This is a genomic window from Methylobacter luteus IMV-B-3098, from assembly GCF_000427625.1.
GTDB classification, from domain to species: domain Bacteria; phylum Pseudomonadota; class Gammaproteobacteria; order Methylococcales; family Methylomonadaceae; genus Methylobacter; species Methylobacter luteus.
The window spans coordinates 284,427-304,322 of record NZ_KE386569.1; the positions used below are offsets into that span (position 1 = coordinate 284,427).

The 19,896-nt window shown below is 46.9% G+C and carries 16 protein-coding genes and 1 riboswitch; of the genes, 10 read left to right on the top strand and 6 right to left on the bottom strand.

The window, feature by feature from the left end; all coding sequences use genetic code 11:
- Nucleotides 1–633 precede the first annotated feature (633 nt).
- Both METLU_RS29115 and METLU_RS0103390 read left to right on the top strand, forming a co-directional pair.
- Nucleotides 634–2,088 carry a spermidine synthase gene (locus tag METLU_RS29115; protein WP_407939105.1) on the top strand — a complete coding sequence of 485 codons (1,455 nt, stop codon included), beginning with the start codon at nucleotides 634–636 and terminating at the stop codon, nucleotides 2,086–2,088.
- 254 nt (nucleotides 2,089–2,342) lie between these two features.
- Complete coding sequence (locus METLU_RS0103390) at nucleotides 2,343–2,777, top strand: hypothetical protein (protein ID WP_027157005.1); 435 nt, start codon at nucleotides 2,343–2,345, stop codon at nucleotides 2,775–2,777.
- Nucleotides 2,778–2,832: 55 nt separating this feature from the next.
- Here the strand turns inward: METLU_RS0103390 and maiA are convergent, their stop codons facing one another.
- Genes maiA through hppD form a run of 4 tightly spaced genes read right to left on the bottom strand, consistent with a single transcriptional unit; the run spans nucleotide 2,833 to nucleotide 6,624 of the window.
- On the bottom strand, nucleotides 2,833–3,489 hold the full coding sequence (gene maiA, locus METLU_RS0103395) for a maleylacetoacetate isomerase (protein ID WP_196806486.1): 657 nt from the start codon (nucleotides 3,487–3,489) through the stop codon (nucleotides 2,833–2,835).
- Nucleotides 3,480–4,460 carry a fumarylacetoacetate hydrolase family protein gene (locus METLU_RS0103400; protein ID WP_027157007.1) on the bottom strand — a complete coding sequence of 327 codons (981 nt, stop codon included), beginning with the start codon at nucleotides 4,458–4,460 and terminating at the stop codon, nucleotides 3,480–3,482. Before METLU_RS0103400 ends, maiA begins: the two co-directional genes overlap by 10 nt.
- The gene (locus METLU_RS0103405; RefSeq protein WP_036242821.1) at nucleotides 4,457–5,572 is read right to left on the bottom strand and encodes a homogentisate 1,2-dioxygenase; all 1,116 of its coding nucleotides are present in this window, start codon (nucleotides 5,570–5,572) and stop codon (nucleotides 4,457–4,459) included. The genes METLU_RS0103400 and METLU_RS0103405 overlap by 4 nt, the downstream gene beginning before the upstream one ends.
- On the bottom strand, nucleotides 5,572–6,624 hold the full coding sequence (gene hppD, locus METLU_RS0103410; protein WP_027157009.1) for a 4-hydroxyphenylpyruvate dioxygenase: 1,053 nt from the start codon (nucleotides 6,622–6,624) through the stop codon (nucleotides 5,572–5,574). Before hppD ends, METLU_RS0103405 begins: the two co-directional genes overlap by 1 nt.
- A gap of 142 nt (nucleotides 6,625–6,766) precedes the next feature.
- Between hppD and METLU_RS0103415 the strand changes: the two genes are divergently transcribed.
- Entirely contained in the window at nucleotides 6,767–7,678 is a 912-nt protein-coding gene (locus tag METLU_RS0103415; RefSeq protein WP_027157010.1) for a hypothetical protein, read from the top strand.
- Between the two features lie 42 nt (nucleotides 7,679–7,720).
- On the opposite strand, the gene METLU_RS0103420 is transcribed toward METLU_RS0103415, so the two are convergent.
- Both METLU_RS0103420 and METLU_RS0103425 read right to left on the bottom strand, forming a co-directional pair.
- Nucleotides 7,721–9,703 carry an acetoacetate--CoA ligase gene (locus METLU_RS0103420; protein ID WP_081679005.1) on the bottom strand — a complete coding sequence of 661 codons (1,983 nt, stop codon included), beginning with the start codon at nucleotides 9,701–9,703 and terminating at the stop codon, nucleotides 7,721–7,723.
- Nucleotides 9,693–9,926, bottom strand: a complete 234-nt coding sequence (locus METLU_RS0103425) for a hypothetical protein (protein WP_027157012.1) — start codon at nucleotides 9,924–9,926, stop codon at nucleotides 9,693–9,695. Before METLU_RS0103425 ends, METLU_RS0103420 begins: the two co-directional genes overlap by 11 nt.
- A gap of 737 nt (nucleotides 9,927–10,663) precedes the next feature.
- On the opposite strand from METLU_RS0103425, the gene METLU_RS0103430 reads away from it, so the two are divergent.
- From METLU_RS0103430 to METLU_RS24385, 7 genes are all read left to right on the top strand, one after another.
- The gene (locus METLU_RS0103430) at nucleotides 10,664–12,079 is read left to right on the top strand and encodes an undecaprenyl-phosphate glucose phosphotransferase (RefSeq protein ID WP_027157013.1); all 1,416 of its coding nucleotides are present in this window, start codon (nucleotides 10,664–10,666) and stop codon (nucleotides 12,077–12,079) included.
- A gap of 312 nt (nucleotides 12,080–12,391) precedes the next feature.
- Nucleotides 12,392–12,479, top strand: a riboswitch (cyclic di-GMP riboswitch).
- Between the two features lie 33 nt (nucleotides 12,480–12,512).
- Nucleotides 12,513–13,037: a VPLPA-CTERM sorting domain-containing protein gene (locus METLU_RS27750; protein WP_155920427.1), complete on the top strand. Its 525-nt coding sequence runs from the start codon at nucleotides 12,513–12,515 to the stop codon at nucleotides 13,035–13,037.
- Between the two features lie 88 nt (nucleotides 13,038–13,125).
- On the top strand, nucleotides 13,126–13,677 hold the full coding sequence (locus METLU_RS0103440) for a polysaccharide biosynthesis/export family protein (RefSeq protein WP_051300198.1): 552 nt from the start codon (nucleotides 13,126–13,128) through the stop codon (nucleotides 13,675–13,677).
- Between the two features lie 29 nt (nucleotides 13,678–13,706).
- Complete coding sequence (locus METLU_RS0103445) at nucleotides 13,707–14,981, top strand: porin family protein (protein ID WP_155920429.1); 1,275 nt, start codon at nucleotides 13,707–13,709, stop codon at nucleotides 14,979–14,981.
- 8 nt (nucleotides 14,982–14,989) lie between these two features.
- Complete coding sequence (locus tag METLU_RS0103450; RefSeq protein WP_027157016.1) at nucleotides 14,990–16,711, top strand: GumC family protein; 1,722 nt, start codon at nucleotides 14,990–14,992, stop codon at nucleotides 16,709–16,711.
- 232 nt (nucleotides 16,712–16,943) lie between these two features.
- A complete protein-coding gene (locus tag METLU_RS0103455) occupies nucleotides 16,944–17,873 on the top strand; it encodes a CpsD/CapB family tyrosine-protein kinase (protein ID WP_051299751.1) in 930 nt (309 codons plus the stop codon).
- Between the two features lie 440 nt (nucleotides 17,874–18,313).
- Nucleotides 18,314–19,546 carry a right-handed parallel beta-helix repeat-containing protein gene (locus METLU_RS24385; protein WP_196806487.1) on the top strand — a complete coding sequence of 411 codons (1,233 nt, stop codon included), beginning with the start codon at nucleotides 18,314–18,316 and terminating at the stop codon, nucleotides 19,544–19,546.
- Nucleotides 19,547–19,896: the final 350 nt, after the last annotated feature.

Below are 19,896 nucleotides of genomic sequence, written 5' to 3' on the forward strand. Positions count from 1 at the left end.
ATGCTGCTGTTCAGCTTTTCGGTGCCGGCCTGTTACGCCCTGGCCCAGATGATCCCCTTCAATCCCGAAGAGATTCTGTGGGCGCCCGTGCAATTGTTCTATTTGCTTTTACTGTACCTGCTGCTGGCATTGCCGTTCTTCTTTGCAGCCAATGTGATCGGCCTGTCTTTTTATCATTACCAGACCCGCGTGTCGTCTATTTACGGGGCGGACTTGCTTGGCGCCGGCGCCGGCAGCATCGGCATCATCCTGCTGCTGTTCCTGCTGTTTCCCGAAAAAATACTGACCGTTTTAACCGGACTGGGCATTGCGGCCGCACTGATCGTGTCCCATTACAGTTTTCGGGCACAGCCGGGAGAAACAAGGTTCCGGTTCAGTGCCGGCATTATTATTGCTTTGGCTGCGACGTTCGCGCTGACCGGCTGGCTCAGGCTGAATGTTTCGCCTTATAAAGGCGAAATCCAGATGCTGAGAATTCCGGGCACCAAGGTCATAGACCGCTATTCCAGTCCGTTGGGCCTGATTGACGTGGTCAAGAGCGCCATTACGCCGTTGCGCCATGCACCGGGGCTGAGTCTCAATGCTACGACCGAGCCGCCCGAACAGCTGGCCGTCTTTGCCGATGCCGACAATATGACCGCGATCGACCGCTACGACGGCAATCCGGAAACGCTGGGCTATCTGGATCAGACCACCTCGGCGTTGCCTTACCATCTGCGCTCGCTGCAAAACATCCTGATCCTGGGGGCGGGCACCGGCAGCGACATCCTTCAGGCGCACCATCATGCCGTTCCGCGTATCGATGCGGTTGAACTCAACCCGCAGGTGATCGATCTGGTCGAGAAAAAATACGCCGATTTCGCGGGCCATATCTATCAGCATCCGCATGTCAACCTGCATATAGGCGAAGCCCGCGGATTTGTCGCCACGAGCGATGAACGCTATGACCTGATCAACATTTCCTTGCTGGATGCGTTCGGAGCCTCGGCGGCTGGGCTTTATGCGCTGTCCGAGAGTTATTTGTATACCGAACAGGCGCTACAGGCGGATCTGCAGCATCTGTCGCCGGGCGGCTATCTCAGCATCACCCGCTGGATCAAAATGCCGCCGAGGGATACGCTGAAACTGCTGGCAACGGTCGTGAATGCGTGCAAGGCGTTGAAGATAAAAGATCCGCAGCAGCGCATCGTGCTGATCCGCAGTTGGCAAACCAGCACGCTGCTGGTTAAAAACGGGCCTTTTTCAGATCAGGAAATCGATAATCTCAAGCAATTCAGCAGCGAACGCAGTTTCGACCTGGCTTATTATCCTGGCATCACGGTCGAGGAGGTCAACCGCTTCAATATCTTGCCGCAGCCGTATTTCTACCAGGCGGCGAAGGCCTTACTGGGCGCTGACGGCGAAGCTTTTATAAAGAACTACAAATTCAATATCGAACCGGCAACGGATGACCGGCCTTATTTCTTTCATTTTTTCAAATGGAAAACCCTGCCCGAGATTGTGCCGCTGTTGGGGCAGGGCGGTATGTCGCTGCTGGAAAGCGGTTATCTGTTGCTGATAGCCGCATTGCTGCAAGCCTTGCTCGCCAGTCTGGTGCTGATTGCGCTGCCGCTTGTGCTGGGCAAGGACAGGCTGGGTATCAAGTCCGGGACTCAGGGCTATCGGCAGGTTGTGGTTTATTTTGTCTGTCTGGGCCTGGCTTTCTTTTTTGTTGAAATCGCTTTCATTCAGAAGTTTATCCTGATTCTGCATCATCCGATCTATGCCGTTACGGCGGTATTGTGCACATTTCTGGTCAGCGCCGGCGGCGGCAGTCTGTTTTCGAAAAGATTATGCGGCAACCGAGCAAAATCGATGGTCCGTTGGCCGGTAGCCGGCATCGCCTTGTTCAGTGCATTTTACATCCTCGGCTTTGAATCCTTGACCGGCTTCCTGCTGGAATTGAGCGGCAGCAGCCGACTGGTGTTTTCGATACTGCTGATCGCACCGCTGGGCTTTTTTATGGGCATGCCGTTTCCGATGGCGATGGACAGCCTCGGCCAGACCGCGCCGACGCTGATTCCGTGGGCCTGGGGCATCAATGGCTGAGCCTCCGTCATTAGCGCGATACTGGCGACGCTGATCGCGATGCAATTCGGTTTTACCGTGCTGGTTTTTATGGCCTTGCTGCTGTATGTGGTCGCGGCGTTTAATTTTCCTTGAGAAGGCAAAACCTATTTTCTCCAGCCTCACGCTAAATGTATCTCTACATCTGACGCATTCCCCGCAATAAATTCATCAACGATTCAGATTTACGGTACTATGCTACTGTTTCAGATCATTATTTACTGAGAGTGAGGCTCATGCGAAACAAAGCAATTTTATTCGGTTCCTTGTTGATGGCGTCCGGTGCGACGCTGGCTGGAGACAATTTACTGGAAGCGGTGACCAAGCAATTGGCCAAAGATGCGGCTAACACGGCGGCACCGGAAACGGCGAAAAGAGCGACTGAAGCCCAGCAGATACTGCAACAGGCTCAACAGTTAAAGGAGAATGTGGCAAATGCGCCGAAATCCGTTAAAGAGCAAACGCTGAACGCGGCAAAGGAAACGGCCAAACAAAGGCTGGAACAGGCGAAGCCTGAGCAAATCAAAGCCATGGAAAGCGGCGCGGAAACCGTGAAGCAACTGAAAGTTCAGGTTGAAAACGCGCCTCAAACTACTGCCGAGGCTGCCGAGGCGGCCAAAGCCAAAGCCAAACAAAAGACAGCCGAGAAGGTGCTCGAGCTATTGCGCTAATCTTAAGCGAGTTTCAGGAAAAAGGCCGGATAACCCGGCCCTTTTTTCAGCTGTTTCAAAGCGCTTTTTCCGCATCAGGCTGATTTTCAGGCGTGGCATTCAGGAAGGCGGACTGCTGCATGCAGTTTTCATAAATATGGCTGATCAACGGGAATTCATGCATTTCGCAGTTAAAACGCAAGGCGTTGTAAACCTGCGGAACCAGAAACACATCGGCCATGCCGGGACCATCGCCCACGCAAGACAGGCCATTGCAGTCATGCTGCTCCAACAATAACTCCAGGGCAGAGAAGCCTTTCTGAATCCAGTGGCAATACCAGGCGTGCCGGGCATCATCATAATTCAGCTTCTCCTTGAGGTATTGCAGTACGCGCAGGTTGTTCAGCGGATGGATGTCGCAGGCGATCAACTGTACCAGTGCACGCATATAGGCCCGGTCGAGGGCCGACTTGGGCAGTAATGCAGGGGTCGGATAAACTTCTTCCAGATATTCGATAATCGCCGAGGACTGGGTCAACACGGCGCCGCCATCGATCAGGGTCGGCACAAGACCTTGGGGATTGATTCTCAGATAATCCTCATGGTGTTGTTCGCCGCCGTCTCTCAGCAGATGCACGGGGCGGATTTCGTAATCGATTCGTTTGATGTTCAGCGCGATCCGCACCCGAAACGAGGCGGAGCTTCTGTAATAACTGTACAAGATTATGCCCATGGTTTGACGACCTGCTCGATAGCACCAAAAATGGACTGTCCCTGCGGGGTTGACATTTCTATCCTGACCCGGTCGCCATAATGCATGAACGGCGTCACGGCCGCACCGGATTCAACGATTTCAACGACGCGTTTCTCGACAATGCAGGAGTACCCGGCCGCTCGATCGTAATTGCTGACCGTGCCCGAGCCAATGATCGTGCCGGCGCCCAGACACCGCGTCTTGGCGGCATGGCTGATCAGGCGCGCGAAATTGAATTGCATGTCGGTGCCGGCATCGGCCTGGCCGAACAGTTCACCGTTCCAGTGCACGGTCAGCGGCCGGTGCAGTTTGTTGTCCTGCCAGGCGTCAGCCAGTTCATCAGGCGTCACGGCGACGGGCGAGAAGGCGCTGGCGGGTTTGCCGTGCAGGAAGCCGAAGCCCTTGGCCAATTCGCCGGGAATCAGGTGGCGCAAGGACACGTCATTGACCAGCATAACCAGTTGGATATGACTGGCGGCATCAGCCGCCGAAATGCCCATGGGCACGTCGTCGGTAATGACGGCGACTTCGGCTTCGAAATCGATGCCGTACTCTTCACTGGCGGCAACGATCGTGTCATGCGGGCCAAGTAACATATCAGAGCCGCCCTGGTACATCAGCGGGTTGTCAAGCAAATCGGGGGGCAAGGTGGCGCCTCTGGCCTTGCGCACGCGCTCGACGTGGCTCAAGTAGGCGCTGCCGTCCAGCCATTGATAGGCTCTGGGCAACGGGGCAGTCATCTGGCCCGGCTCAAACGGCATGGACTTGCAGGCGCCCTTGTTCAGTGCTTGATAGACCGCTTCCAATCGGGGGCTGATGTCCTGCCAGTCGTCCAGCGCCGCTTGCAGGGTCAGGGCAATATCAGGCGCCAAGACACAGCGGCTCAACTGCTTGTCGACCACAACCAGCGTGCCGTCACGATGCTTTGTTTTAAGCGTGCCCAGTTTCATTTCCAGGAATCCACATACTCCGGCCATTCGATAGCGGTGGCTTGCTCGGATATGGTTAGCGCGTCGCGCGTATCGATCATGACCGCCACCTCGTCGGTCATGCCGTTGCGCTTGCTGTCGGCATTCTTTAACGCTTTCGGATGCGGGCCGTGCGGAATGCCGCTCGGATGCAGCGTCATCATGCCCGGATAGATGTGATCCCGCGAAAAAAATTGGCCGTAATGGTAAAAAATCAGCTCGTCGTAATCATCATTGCTGTGAAAAAACGGCACATTCAGGACATGGGGATCGGATTCGAACGGCCGAGGCACAAACGTGCAAACCACAAAACGGCTGGCGACGAACGTGCTGTGCGCCGACGGCGGCACGTGATAGCGATGGCTCATCAACGGCCTGATATCGAGCCAGTTCAGGCGCACCGGCATCAGCGTGCCGTGCCAGCCAACTGCATCCAATGGATTGAACGGATAGGTGATGGTGCTCAATTGCTGCCGGCGCTTGACGATGACGCGCCATTCCGCGTTATCCTGCTGGTTGATAAAGGCGTCATCAATGATCGGCGTGTCCAGCACAGCCGGATCGAAAATCGCCTGCTGGCTGACCAGGCCTTTGTCCGGCAGCCGGTAGCTGTCATTGGTGGCCTCGATCATGAGCGCCTGGATCGGTTCCGTCACATCCATGCGCCATTGCGTGCCGCGCGGCAGCATCAGGTAGTCGCCTTCACGGAAATTCAAGTGGCCGTAATCGCAGAACAAGTCGCCTGAGCCTTGATGGATAAAAATCAGCTCATCGCCGTCGGCATTGCGCACCAAATGATCCATGCTGTTTTGCAATGTCATAAAACGGATTTGCACATGGGCATTGTTGAACAGCAGGCTCGCATACCAGGGACAGTCGACAGGAGACCTCAGTTTCTTCGCATCGAAGGCGCGTGGTCGTAGAGGTCCTTCGACCGATTTCCAGCCTGTGGGCGGGTGGCGATGATACATCTGCGTCGCCGGCCCGTAAAAGCCTTCCTTCCCCAGTTCGCGCTCGAAGGTGCCGGCCGGCAAGTCGGCATGTGCTTGCCGTGAAGCGTGTCCTTCTGTTTTGGGTATGTGTATCCAGTTCATCAGATGACTCCGCGTTTGATCTGGTCGAGTTCAATCGCCTCGAAAAGCGCCTGAAAATTGCCTTCACCAAAGCCTTCATTCCCTTTTCGTTGAATGATTTCAAAGAAAATCGGCCCAATCACGGTATTGGTGAAAATTTGCAGCAATAAACCAATGCCTCGACCCGGTGCGCCATCGATCAGTATGTGATCGCGGCGTAGCCGCTCCAGGTCTTCTTCATGGCCCGGCACACGCTGGTCAACGGCCTCATAGTAAGTATCGGGCACATCCATGAAGACGATGCCGTTAGCGCGCAATTGTTCCACGGTGGCGTAGATGTTATTGGTATGCAGGGCGATATGCTGAATCCCTTCGCCATGATAGGCATCCAGATATTCCTGAATCTGGGATTTGGAATCGGTCGGCTCATTGACCGGAATGCGTATCTTGCCGCATGGGCTGACCATGGCCCGCGACTTCAAGCCGGTAGCCTTGCCGTGAATATCAAAGTAGCGGATTTCGCGGAAATTGAATAATCGCTGATAAAACTCGGCCCATTTGTCCATGCCGCCATGGTAGACATTATGGGTCAAATGATCGATATCGGTCAGTCCGAGGCCGGCGGGTCTTAAATCGACATTATCGAACGGCACGAAATCGACATCGTAAATGGAATGGTCGCCATAACGGTCGACGAAATAGATCAGGCTGCGACCAATGCCCCGGATGGCCGGGATATTCAGTTCCATAGGCCCGATATCGCTGCGCTGGGGTTCCGCCCCGAGGCTGATTACGCGAGCCAGGCATTCGGCGGCATCTTTAACGCGAATAGCGAACGCGCAAATGGAAGGGCCGTGCACTTTGGCAAAAGCCTGGGCAAAACTGCTGGGCTCGTGATTGATAATAAAATTGATATTGCCCTGCCGGTACAATACGACATCCTTGGACCGATGCCGAGCAATGGCCGTAAAGCCCATCCGAATAAACAGATTTTCCAGTTCCCGGGTATCCGGAGCCGTATATTCGACAAACTCAAAGCCATCGGTGCCGACGGGATTTGATGCGCTATTCATGGCATTACCTCCCTCGCAATTTATACTCGATAAGATCAATGTAAAGGCCATTAGGTTCAAGACCGTTCAAGACAGTCATGGTGCAACTTATCTAATTCAGCTTTGGTCTCAATTGACAACCACTTATATTCAGAGGTGCATCATGCGAAACGATACTTTTGAATCGTTAAAAAGCCTTGCACAGCAACATCATATCGAAGGATTGAGCCTGCCGTCCCTGGCGGCCCTCAGCGAACATCAAGCCGGATATTCAATTGATAAGGCCAGACAGTTCCTGAAGTTTCAGCAGCGAATCAACAAGGAACTGCTCCAGCACCGGGTGATCACGGATAATCCTTATACGTTATGGTTTGAGCAAGGCAACCAGAACCTGAGCCAGATTAAAGCGTTTGTCATTCAGTTTTCAGTGTTTTCCAATCAGTTCCTGATCGCTCAACTCAACAAGATGATCCATGCCGATACGCTGGAAGCCATGCGGGCATCGAAAGAAATTCTGGCGAATGAACTGGGCGTCAGCTTCAAGGCTATGGCGCAAGGAACCGAAGACCACGATCTGGGCTCCACCGAGGGCAGCATAGAAGGCAGTACGTTCCATTTTTCCGCTGGTCATTTCGAATGGCTCTATGCCATCGCCAAAAAACTGGAGCTGGAATTTGCCGATATAGGGCAACCGAAACATGGCACCGATGCCACGCTGTTTTTTTGTAATGAATTAATCCGTTTATACGGCGGGGATAATTACCAGATTTCCCAGGCAGCCAGCTACGCGGTAGAAAACTGGGCTGCGGCCGGGTTTTGGGGGCAGTTGATCACCGGCTTTAAGCGCTTCAACGAGCGCAACGGGTTTAAGCTGCCGTTAGGCTTTTTTATCTGGCACGATAAACTGGAAGCGCAGCATGCCTCGCACACGCAGGAAGAACTGGAAGAACTCTATTTCACTCAGCAACTGGATGAAGACCAGTTCATTCATTACGGCTGTGAAATGCTCGATGGCGTTGCGGCATTCTGGGACGGATTGGACGAACAACGGCGCGAACTGGCGACCATGCATTAGCGGTTAAATGACTTCGAGGCGCGCGAGCTTGAGCGTATCGGCTCACTGAAGCAAAGGCACGAGCCGGCGAAACTGCTCGAGCGCCTCGGGATTAGCCAATGCCTGCTGATTTTTGATCGGGCGGCCGTGGATGATATCGCGTACCGCAAGTTCGACAATTTTGCCGTTTTTGGTGCGCGGAATATCGGTCACTTGCAGAATGAGGGCCGGCACATGGCGAGGCGAGGCATTCGTTCTTATGTGTTGTTTGATGGCCGCTATTAACTGATCGTTTAACTGTAGGCCAGGGCGTAAAACCACAAACAGAATAAGCCGGCAATCTCCATCATAATCCTGTCCGACGACCAGACTCTCCAGCACTTCATCGATCTGTTCCACCTGTCGATATATCTCCGCCGTTCCTATTCTGACGCCTCCCGGATTCAAAACAGCGTCTGAGCGTCCGTATATGATCATGCCGCCCTGATCGGTCAAAGCCACGTAATCACCATGACTCCAGACGCCGGGGAACTTTTCAAAATAGGCGGCATGATACTGGCGTTGCTCCGGATCATTCCAGAAACCCACGGGCATGGAAGGGAAGGGCGCTGTGCAAACCAGCTCGCCTTTCTCACCCTGTAGCGGTTGTCCCTTTTCATCGTAGACCTCGACCTTCATGGCCAGTCCCCGGCACTGAATCTCGCCGCGCCGGACAGGCAGAATCGGGCAACCTAAGACAAAACAGGAAATGATATCGGTACCGCCTGAAATAGACGATAAACAGACATCGGATTTTATTGAGTCATAAACAAAGTCAAAACTAGCCGGCGCCAGCGGCGAGCCGGTCGATAATATCGTCCTGAGCGAGGCCAGGTTATGTGTCGTCCTGGGCGCAACGGCCGCTTTCTTGAGGGCATCGATATATTTTGCGGAAATCCCGAAGATATTGATCCGGTACGCATCGATTAAATCAAACAGGAAATCGGCCTTAGGATAAAGCGGCGAGCCGTCATAAATTACCAGCGTGGCGCCCGATGCCAGGCCTGAAACCAGCCAGTTCCACATCATCCAGCCGCAGGTTGTGTAATAAAACAGACGATCGCCGGCATGGATATCGGTATGCAATCTGTGTTCCTTCAAATGTTGAATTAAAGTGCCGCCGATACCGTGAACAATGCATTTGGGAGGGCCTGTCGTGCCCGAGGAGTAAAGAATAAACAGCGGCGCATCAAACGGCAGTTGCGCAAACACCATGGGACGGTCATTCGGAAAACCGGCCAGGTAATCCTGCCAAAGCGTCACCTGATTCTCGTTCGCCCCGTCAAAACTGCTTATGACGGGAGTCAGTACCAGTCTTTCGATGGATGGCATGGCTTGAAGCAGCGGGGCGATCTGGTTGGAACGATCAAAAGTCTTGCCGTTAAAAAAATAACCATCGCCGATAAAGAGGACTTTAGGGCCGATCTGGCTGAAACGATCGACGATGCCGGCCACTCCAAAATCTGGTGAACAACTGCTCCAGATTGCTCCCAGACTCGTTGTGGCCAGCATCGCGATAATGCTCTCGGGCCGATTAGGCAAGATGCCTGCGACTCGATCGCCCGGTTTAACGCCATCGTGGTGCAGCGCTTGCGCAAGTTGCGACACGCAGCGGTACAACTCGCCATAGGACAAGCATTGGCTTTCCCCGTTTTCGCCATGGAAAATAATGGCGCACTGGTCTTCATGGCTTTTAAGCAGCAGATTTTCCGCATAATTAAGCCTCGCCTCGGGAAACCATCTGGCGCCGGGCATTTTGTCGGCATTCGCGACAATTTGCCTGCCTTTCTCAGACGCGATAATGCCGGCAAACCGCCACATCAAATCCCAAAACGCCGCCGGCTCAGCAATGGACCAGCGGTATAGGTTCTCATAGCCTGTGACATTAACTCCGTAGCTTTCTCGTACCCTGGCCATAAAGCCGGTTATATTGGCATTTTCCTGTCTTTTTATTGAAGGTTGCCACATGACCGGATCAAGTTGCCGCTTTCCTTTTCTAGTGCTCACGGACTACAAAACCATACTTGCGCATTTCTTGCAGGACAAATTGATTAAACTGTTTTTTTTCTATATTATCCGCCACCTTATCCATGCTCCATAATGAGGCGGCTTCGACTCCGTATTCGGCTAAAAGTCTGACATATTCTTGGGCGATACTTCGAATTTTGTAATTCTGAAAATCGACAACTACAACGGCGGATTTTGCAGGTACAGCATTGCCTTTGTTCATTTGTCACCTCCAATACCTTCTAACGTTATTAATCATCCATGACTAATAGTTCCAGGAAGCGATAGGGCTTTGCATTTTTTCATAATCTGCGAAGGAAAAATGCAAAGCAACCCGACATCGCGCAGCACCATTTGTATCCGTAAAGGCATAAATGGCGTGAAGTTTAAAGCCTCTGGCCGAGTGAAAAACAAGAGACGACTAGAGGCATTGCAGGTAATAGCTGTCGCATGATTTTATTCGTTCACTTGATCTGGGCGACAAATTGCTCCATGCATTTGCTGGATTCAAACTATTTATAGCGCTCATGCCCAAAGCAAACTTTTAGAAAAATGCGATTCCTTGCAGTAACAATGTCTTTTGCCTTCATATAGAACACTCAACTCATCGATAATTCCCGAAGGTATGATGGCTGATATACTGAATCAGTATTTGTACATATAATAGCTCATCATTTTATGCTCTAGGTATTACGCCCAAGAAATGAAATCTATTAATTAGTCAAGTCATTAAACAATTGTTAATACTTAATTAATTTTTTGTTGAAGGCTTGATTTTAAATTCAAAAAATGCTGATTGTCTCGATATAAAATAAAAATGTAATTAAATTAGTAACTTAGATTGCTAGATGTATCTTGACTTCAAAGAGTTAACTTGTAGCGATATTTGAAATGCCTTAGAATCAGTTGGTATTTGATGCAAGATCTCCTCTTATTGCCTAATAAAAATATAATTTTAAAGTGAACAACGCTCACAGACTCGGAATTATTCGTCCTCACAGTAATAAATTAATAGCATTGGCGCGATTGCTGGACGTTATCGTTATTGGATTGACTTTATGGGCCATCCTTGACCTTAACGCCGTTGAATGGGATCGCAAGCATACTTGGTGGCTTCTGATATCCGTCGTCGCTTTTGGTATCTTTGCAGAATTCAATGAGTTATATCGGCAAAGTCGAGGGCTATCCATTCATATTGAAATAAGGCGTATTCTTATTTCATGGTTCTGGGTATTAGTTGTCATAATGATCGTTGATCAAACTTATCCCTTGGTGGATCCTGTTTTTAAACATTATTTTTGGATGTGGATTGGAATGGTGCCTGTGGAGATAGTGTCTTGGCACATTATTACCAGCAGTATTGCCGGCATAATCAGAAAAAGGGGTCGAAATACTCGCCGAGTTGCGATTTTTGGAGCAACTAGATTAGGTGTCGAATTAAAAAATATATTTGCCGAAGATGAATCGATGGGGTTGCATTTTGTTGGCTTTTATGATGATGAACAGAAAACTGAAACTGACAGAGGCGACTTAGCTGAAAATAAATTGAAAGGTAACTTTCGGCAATTAATTAAAGATGCCAAGAAGGGAGCTATCGATATTGTTTATATTACACTTCCCTTGCGAGCAGAGCTTAGAATTAAGGAGCTGATTGAGCACTTATCGGATTCAACCGTTTCAGTTTATTATGTCCCTGATTTATTTGTATTTGATATGTTAAGATCCAGCTTGCATCATATAAAGGGAATACCTGTCATAAGTATTCGTGATACTCCTTTTTATGGGGTTGATGGTGTTATAAAAAGGGCTTTCGATGTACTGTTAAGTCTGATTATTTTAATGGTAATTGCAATTCCATTTGTAATAATTAGTGTAAGTGTTAGAATGAGCTCGCCTGGAGCAGTAATATTTAAACAGCGTCGATACGGTATTGGGGGCGAAGAAATAATCGTTTGGAAATTCAGAACGATGACTGTCACTGAAGATGACAATAGTATTAAACAAGCACAAAAGAATGATCCTAGAGTGACAAGACTGGGCGCTTTTTTAAGACGTACATCGCTGGATGAATTGCCTCAGTTTATCAACGTTTTGCAGGGGAAAATGTCCATTGTTGGTCCCAGGCCCCATGCAGTAGCGCACAATGAATGGTATCGCGGACAAATAAAAGGCTACATGCTCAGGCATATAGTAAAACCGGGAATAACCGGATACGCGCAAATCAATGGCTATCGGGGAGAAACGGATACTTTGGATAAAATGGAAAGAAGAATACAATATGATTTGGCTTATATAAGAAACTGGTCTTTATGGCTGGATATTAAAATTATAATGTTGACCATTTTTAAAGGTTTTTCGGGGGCGAAAGCTTATTAGCGCAATATCCATAGTATATTATTTGAGTTAAGCGAAAAATTAATAGAAAAATAAGAAATTAAAATAGACTAAAGGCTTTTAATAAACTTGATTTTATTACTTGCCGAGGCTAGGCGATAGAATATTTTATCGTAACGCAATATCAATAATGCTCTTTTGAAATTAAACTAGATTAATTTTTATTAAAAATTTTATAGATAACTGTTTATTATAGTTATTTTCTGGTGTGTTGAAATTGACCGCTGGATGCTATCAGAATTGGAATGATAGTTGTTAAGTCCGTGACCAACCGGTCGGTTGGCATGGTTCATGGATGATCAAGGCCTAACCTGTTGTGAAGCAGGGGCGGAAAACCGCGAGTCTTGGTGGGAGGATTTGCCAAGATAGTCGGGTTGCAAATTATGATAATTTATAATTTGTTGCAGGTTTTTTTATGAAAAAAGTTTTTTTAAGTTTTGTATTCTTATCCGTGCTTTCTTTTGGCGCAAACGCGGCTACTTTAACGCTAACAGAAGCAGATCCTGATTTTGCTGATCAAGATAACATGGCTGTTAATTTTGGTGGCACCGGTCAATTAGTGTCGGGCTCTGGTCAAATTCAGGGCTCAATCAACCATATCTGGGGTATTGAATCTAATCCAGATGCTTCATACGTCTCATCTTTCTCAATTGCAACGCCACAAGGCACTGCATTTATAGATGATGTTAAGCTTTATGCAGACAGTTCTTTAACTACATTGCTTGTAGCTGCAACTCAAGTTGGCCCTGAGTGGACATTCAGTTATCTGTTGCCAGCAAATACTCAATATTTTATAAATGTATTGGCTCATGGAACTGGCAGCTATACTCTTAACGTTCAAACACCAATTCCTGCTGCAGTCTGGCTATTCGGTTCTGCTTTAATGGGATTAGCCGGTTTTTCACGCCGTAAAACCAATTCAGCACTATCTGTTGCATAAGAAAATTGATTTTTTCGGTTATACTAAAGGGGCGTAATGCCCCTTTTTTAATTTTATAAAATAGTAGTAAAAAATTATGTTGTTTTTTATGAGAATTTTTTTGTTGCCGGTGTTGCCGGTACTCTTTGTTTTTTTTCAAACTGCGCATGCGGACTCCTATCAATACACGGTTAATTCCGGAGACATCCTTGAAATTTCAGTCTGGAATGAAGAAGCCTTGCAAAAGGAACTGCGCGTGTTGCCGGATGGCAGCATAAGTTTTCCGCTAGCGGGAAGTATCCCGGTTGCCGGTAAATCGATAAATCAGATACAGGCTATTTTGAAAGAAAGACTCGCAGAGTATATTGCCGATCCGGTGGTTAATATTTCGGTCAAGTCGGTTGAGGGCAATTCTATCTATGTCATCGGACAAGTGAAGAAGCCAGGCCAATTTGTTATGTATCAACCGATGGATGTCATGCAGATGCTGAGCCTTGCCGGCGGATTGACCGCATTCGCAAAAGCCAATGATATTGTCATTTTGCGCCGTAATGGCGACAAATCCGAACCGATTGCATTTAAATACGGCGAAGTAGAAGATGGTGACAAATTAGAAAACAACCACTTGCTGCATAGTGGCGATGTAATTATAGTGCCTTGAATGCACTCTATATAAGCGTTATTAAGCACATGAAAATCATTTCTCAACAGGGTAAACAAGGATGTTACGCTGGTTGCATGAGAGGCCTATTAATTATTGGTATGGCCGTTTTTTGTTCCGGTCCTGATGCCGCTGAATGGACAGTGGCTGGCAATGTGGATCAGTCGTTGTCTTATAATGACAATGTTAGGATGTTGCCTCAAGACCCCGAAGGATCACTCATTTATGTTTTAACGCCTACACTTAATTTTGCCCGTAAAACCGAAGCATGGGATGTGCAAGGTAACGCCAGTTACGGTCTTCAGCATTATACCGATATAGAAGAACTCAATAACAATCCGCAAAACTACGGATTAAGCACCGCATATCGAACCGAGCGCAGTAATACAGGGTTAAGTGCGAGCTATTCTATTTTACCCAGCCAAAATTTTGCAGAACAGGACACTGGCAATTTTTCATCTAACGTGAACCGCGACAACATAACAGTCACTCCGACTTATTCTTACAGATTTACGGAGCTGGACAGCTTGATCGGTTCAGCATCCTACTCAAAATCAACCTATTCTGGCTCAGATTTTGACAATAACGAAACTGGGTTTAATAACTTTAATGATAACGAAAATAAGTCAATCAATATGGGTTGGCAACGGCAGTGGAATGAACTATTTGCGCAGACCATTTCCATATTTTATTCAAATTATGAATCGACGGGACAGATAAATTCCAGCAGTGACAGTTATGGGATAAATCTGTCGTCGAACTATCAGCTTTCAGAAAAATGGCAATTTAGCGGCACCATCGGCGGGCGAATTACAGACACAAGCACAGAGACTGTAATAATTCCCGGTCTGTTGACGGCAACCGATCAAAATACATCGGAAGGTTTTTTAACGGATATCGGTGTACATTATAAAGGTGAAAGTCTATCGTCAACTTTCGGTTTAAGCCGATCGTTAGTTCCTTCAGGTCAAGGACAGTTAACCGAACAAACAAGGATCAGCCTTGATTTTTCGTATCAAATAACCGAGCGACTTTCAAGCGGGTTGATGACCAGTTATCAGGAAACGGATTCAGTCGGTGATAGAAGTGACGGGTTGGGGCTAAGCCGTACAAATATACGGGTTTCGCCTAACGTTAACTGGAAATTAACAGAGGATTGGTTGTTGTCGGCATCCTATGCTTATAGACAGCAGGAGAGGCCAGGCTCGGCTGCAATAGTAAACTCAAGGGCTGGAACAGCAGAGTCAAATATATTTATGTTGTCTATTAATTACAACTGGTCCGGATTAAGTATTTCGAGATAAAGACTGCAATGGAAGAAAACGTTAAAACTCTGAAAGATTACCTGCAGATAGCGCGCAGACGAAAATATATCATTGTTATCCCCGCGCTTATATTGTTGCTTGCCAGTATCGCGGTCGCATTGATCTTGCCGCCGGTTTATCAATCGCAAGCCACCATTTTAATTGAACAGCAGCAAATTCCAACCGATCTGGTTAAATCAACCGTCACCAGTTATGCGGATGAGCGTATCAGCCTGATTCAGCAACGGGTTATGACGATTGATAATTTAACAAAAATCATTGATAAATTTGGTCTGTATTCCAAGCAAAAGGAAAAGTTGACGGTAGCAGAACAGGCTGAACAATTTCGGATGAGTGCTCACCTTGAGCTTGTGAATGCCGATGTAATCAGTCAAGGGGGAAGGATGAGCAAAGCAACGCTCGCATTCAAATTGTCATTTGATGATAAAGATCCGCAGCTGGCACAAAAAGTAACCAATGAACTGGTCACTCTGTTTTTGAATGAAAACGTCCGTAACCGTACAGAGAGAGCCGAAGAAACAACTGTGTTTCTGGAAGAAGAGGCGCAGAAATTCAAAGTTGAGATTCAGAAAATTGAAAATGAACTGGCTGAATATAAAGAAAAATACAAGGGTAGTCTGCCGGAGTTATTATCTTCCAATTTATCAATGATCAGCCGTATCGAAAGTGAGATTCAGCAATTGGGCTTGCAGGAAAAAATGCTTGATGAACGAAAAATCAGCTTAAAATCGCAAATGGCTATAGCTGGTCAAGGTCTACTGGCTTCATCGGGCTCCGATGCTCGTGCGCCGAGTTCACTTGCGGAATTAAAGCTGGAGCAGGCTCGCTTATTGAGCAAGTATTCAGCCACACACCCGGATGTTGTTCGAATTAAACGGCAGGTCGAAATACTTGAATCGGGACAAAATCCTGAGCAGCCAGAGGCGAATGCTGAATTGCAGGAAGCGAGACAGGAACTGACGAAATTACGGCAGCAATATTCCGATAATCACCCGGATATTAAGGTTGCTCAACGCAAAGTTGCCGAGCTAACAGGTTCGGCGAGTCCATCTGCTACAAAAAAGTTGCCGGATCAAAGCATCAATAATCCAGCTCTTTTGCAGATTAAAAGCGAAATGGATGTGGCTGAAATTCAGCAAGCCAGTATTAGAACGCACCGGGCTGAAATGCAGGAAAAATTAAAATCACTGGAAATGAACGTGGGACAAACGCATCAAGTTGAACGTGGTTACTATGAACTGATGAGGGATCTGGATAATAACAAAGCTAAGTACAACGAGCTCAAGGCAAAACAGCTTGAAGCTAAATTGGCACAGACACTGGAAGAGGAGCAAAAAGCTGAAAAATTCAGTCTGCTCGAGCCGCCACTTCTGCCCAATAAACCTATCAAGCCCAACCGGCTTAAAATATTGTTCATGGGATTTATAGTTTCTATAGGAGCCGGTTTGGGCGTCGGTTATCTGAGAGAAATGATGGACGGCAGCATCAGAGGGCATCGTTCCTTGGCACATATCGTCGGTATGGAACCTTTAGTCGTGGTTCCCTATATAGAAAATCAGGAAGATAGGGACAGAACCAGAAAAAACATTATTAGCTTCAGCGTCATAGCGGGAGTATTGCTTCTAGGAATGATAGTGGCGATACATACGCTTTATATGCCGCTCGATATTTTATGGTACAAAACCTGGAATCGGTTGGGGCTTATATAAAAACAATTGCAATTATTCAATAGTTTTTTATATGAATGGAGTTTGAAAACAACTGTTAGGAATTAAAAGGTTAAAAAACTCTTAATAATAAGGAGTTAGAATAATTTTCTCCTGAGCGGAAAATTTTAGGGAAAATAAGAAAGAATATTAATTTAAGCTTATTATCGAAGCCTTTTTATAGCGATAGAAAGGGCGGCACTTGTGTGGATATATCTATGCTCTCAAGAATAAGATGATAATAGATATAAAAATCCAGAATAGACGAGCAAACAGCGAATATAGGGCAATAAAGTTGGAACATATACAGCAAGCTTTAGATAAGTATAAAAAATCTAAACAATCCGAGTCCGCCAGTCCGAAAAAAAACAAGCCTACCGAGGAGCAAGCTATAGTTTATGCGAAAACTAAAGTACATGCCGCCAATCAGGATGTTATGAAAGAGCGTAGAGTGGTAGCAATGCTGAAACATGATCCTATAGCGGAAGTGTTTCGGATGTTACGCACTAAAGTCCTCAAACAATTGCGGGAAAACAACTGGAACAGTTTTGCCATCACTGCTCCGACACAAAACGCTGGAAAATCGATGGTTGCCGCCAATCTGGCCATCGCAATGTCCATGGAAGTCAATCAGACAGTCCTGCTTGTCGATCTGGATTTAAGAAAGCCCAAAATACACTGGTATTTTGATCTGCAGGTCGAAAAAGGACTGAGCGATTACCTCGTGTCTGATATACCCTTATCAGATATCCTGGTTAATCCAGGGGGATATTGGTTGACTGGTACTAAGACCGTAAAAGACGATATGCCCTTATCTGATATTTTAGTTAATCCAGGATTTGAGCGTTTAGTATTACTGCCAGGCAGGGACCAGGTAACAGGATCTTCAGAAATGCTGTCCAGTCCCAGAATGAAGAGACTGATCAAAGACATAAAAAACCAATACGAATCAAGAATTATAATATTTGATCTTCCCCCCATTCTGTCCACTGACGATGTTTTAGTCAGCATGGACTATTTCGATGCCGCATTACTGGTGGTTGAAGAGGGCGGCAATACACCCGAAGAAGTCACTAAAGCATTGCGAATGCTGTCTGGTACCCAATTGTTGGGCACAGTATTAAACAAATCGGAAACCTTGCCTGAGCATCAGGGATATTATTAAATGTTATGCAGTAGATTTTCTACTGTAGGGGCGAATTCATTCGCCCCCAAGACTCTTTTTTGGCATTCGGTCATAGGTGATTCAATTTCCTGTAAGAGTATAAATAATTCGCCCTTACAGGCACATAACTACAAATCAGTAGCGCAGCAAGAGATGGATTTGCCCTTGCCTAATATCAGTTCTTAAGCACTGGTTAAAGTAGACTGATTACAGTGATTTTCTATAGCCACATTTTCATGACTAATAATGTGTCTGATAATAAGTTTTGATGTAATTTTATGCATTGTCAGGGAATTTTAGTTCTAATTATTGCGGCTAGAGATTCTTTCATCAGATTATTTTTATCCGTTAACTTTCTATAAAGGCTTAATGTGTGTAAATGGAAAATAATCGTTTTGTATTTTGGAATTATTTAAATTAATCTGCTTTGGGATGTGATAATGAAAAGAAATATATTTATTATTAATACGAGTCTAGTGTTGCTTTGCCTGATTTCCAGTCCATCCTATGCGCAGAATTATTATGTCTGCAATGATGGCTCGGATAGCAATCGCGGTTGGTCGACCGATGAGCCATGGGCGACTTTCGATTTCGCCATGTCAAGATTCAAGAATCTGAACGCCGGGGATGCCATTCTGTTCTGCCGAGGCGGGACGTTTACTTCATCTTATCCCCGATTGTTCAATCAACACTGCGCTGCGGATGCACCATGCACAATCGCTGACTACATGCCGCCTAATACGGCATCTACAAAATCTACAAATGCCAACTTACCGCTCATTACCAGCAGCGGCACCAATGGCGTGTTGAATTTTCAGGATGGCGGCGAGGCCGACCATGACGAAGGCTATGTCGTCAAAAATCTGTCGATCAAGGGTAACGGTGCCGGATCCGGTATTTTCCTGTTTAATGATGTGGACTTTGTTTCAATCGATGGGGTTATTATTGATGGCTTTGATATCGGTGTGCATTCGGCGGGCGCTAATGTGCCCAATCCCGGCGCCAATCGGGTCAATGAGAGTATAGAACTGAAAAACTCGCAAATCATCAATAATAAAGGCCAGGGCTGGCTGGGCGGCTGCAATGACTGTGTGATCGACAACAACAAGTTCACCAATAACGGCTTTGCCAGAAAAATACTCAACCATAATATTTATATCAGTGGCGCTAATAATTTCGGCATTACGGTTTCCAGCAATACCTTAACCAAATCAGCGTTTGTCGGCGGCAAATGCACCGGTGTAGCCCTGGTGGTTCATGGTGTCGTCAGGGATTTGGCCATTAAGGACAACACGGTTTTTGAAGCCATTGGGGCGGCCGAGCCGACATGCTGGGGCATCAGCGTCGATCCCGGCTATGCGACTGAAGAGTCCTTCAGCAATGTGATGATTACCGGTAACAAGGTCACCAATGTCGGCAATGTCGGCATCGGCTGCGCGTCCTGCACGGATCTGCAGATTCTGGACAATACCATCACGCATTCCCAGGATTTTGGTTTTACGGGAATAAGGACGCCGGTCAGGACCGAGGATACGGTTAAATCTGATCGGGTACTGGTTACTGGTAATTATATTGAACTGCTGGATTCCAATAACAGAGGCAAGCAAGGCATTGTTGTGACTTCCACCGGCGATGTGAATGTGGGATCAAATGAGATTTACATATCCAAGTAATAAAAATAATTTAATACTAATTTTGGATGGTTTAATCAGTGTTATGTACTACCTCGGCAATTATGCTGCCAATAATACTGTTAAGTTAAAAAACATGTCGTCATTTCTTTATGAATCAATGGAATGGCGACTTAACTGAGTGCAATCGATTAGCGCCTATATACAATTTTTTCATTTCGATAATTATTCAAATAGTATTTACGGTTATTTAATGAATATTGATGACATTTCTGGATGTAAAAAATTTACTGAAAGATCATCTTTTATAAGGCTTTTTCAGCACTCGCATAATTATTGAATTAACTAGCAGTCATTTTACGCATTAATAAAAGATACAAAAAACTGTTTAC

What these genes read in the sequence shown, in the direction of transcription:
- METLU_RS29115 (WP_407939105.1), top strand. Translation starts at nt 634, where the DNA reads ATGACCGCGATCGACCGCTACGACGGCAATCCGGAAACGCTGGGCTAT.
- METLU_RS0103390 (WP_027157005.1), top strand. Translation starts at nt 2,343, where the DNA reads ATGCGAAACAAAGCAATTTTATTCGGTTCCTTGTTGATGGCGTCCGGT.
- maiA (WP_196806486.1), bottom strand. Translation starts at nt 3,489, where the DNA reads ATGGGCATAATCTTGTACAGTTATTACAGAAGCTCCGCCTCGTTTCGG.
- METLU_RS0103400 (WP_027157007.1), bottom strand. Translation starts at nt 4,460, where the DNA reads ATGAAACTGGGCACGCTTAAAACAAAGCATCGTGACGGCACGCTGGTT.
- METLU_RS0103405 (WP_036242821.1), bottom strand. Translation starts at nt 5,572, where the DNA reads ATGAACTGGATACACATACCCAAAACAGAAGGACACGCTTCACGGCAA.
- hppD (WP_027157009.1), bottom strand. Translation starts at nt 6,624, where the DNA reads ATGAATAGCGCATCAAATCCCGTCGGCACCGATGGCTTTGAGTTTGTC.
- METLU_RS0103415 (WP_027157010.1), top strand. Translation starts at nt 6,767, where the DNA reads ATGCGAAACGATACTTTTGAATCGTTAAAAAGCCTTGCACAGCAACAT.
- METLU_RS0103425 (WP_027157012.1), bottom strand. Translation starts at nt 9,926, where the DNA reads ATGAACAAAGGCAATGCTGTACCTGCAAAATCCGCCGTTGTAGTTGTC.
- METLU_RS27750 (WP_155920427.1), top strand. Translation starts at nt 12,513, where the DNA reads ATGAAAAAAGTTTTTTTAAGTTTTGTATTCTTATCCGTGCTTTCTTTT.
- METLU_RS0103440 (WP_051300198.1), top strand. Translation starts at nt 13,126, where the DNA reads ATGAGAATTTTTTTGTTGCCGGTGTTGCCGGTACTCTTTGTTTTTTTT.
- METLU_RS0103445 (WP_155920429.1), top strand. Translation starts at nt 13,707, where the DNA reads ATGAAAATCATTTCTCAACAGGGTAAACAAGGATGTTACGCTGGTTGC.
- METLU_RS0103450 (WP_027157016.1), top strand. Translation starts at nt 14,990, where the DNA reads ATGGAAGAAAACGTTAAAACTCTGAAAGATTACCTGCAGATAGCGCGC.
- METLU_RS0103455 (WP_051299751.1), top strand. Translation starts at nt 16,944, where the DNA reads ATGATAATAGATATAAAAATCCAGAATAGACGAGCAAACAGCGAATAT.
- METLU_RS24385 (WP_196806487.1), top strand. Translation starts at nt 18,314, where the DNA reads ATGAAAAGAAATATATTTATTATTAATACGAGTCTAGTGTTGCTTTGC.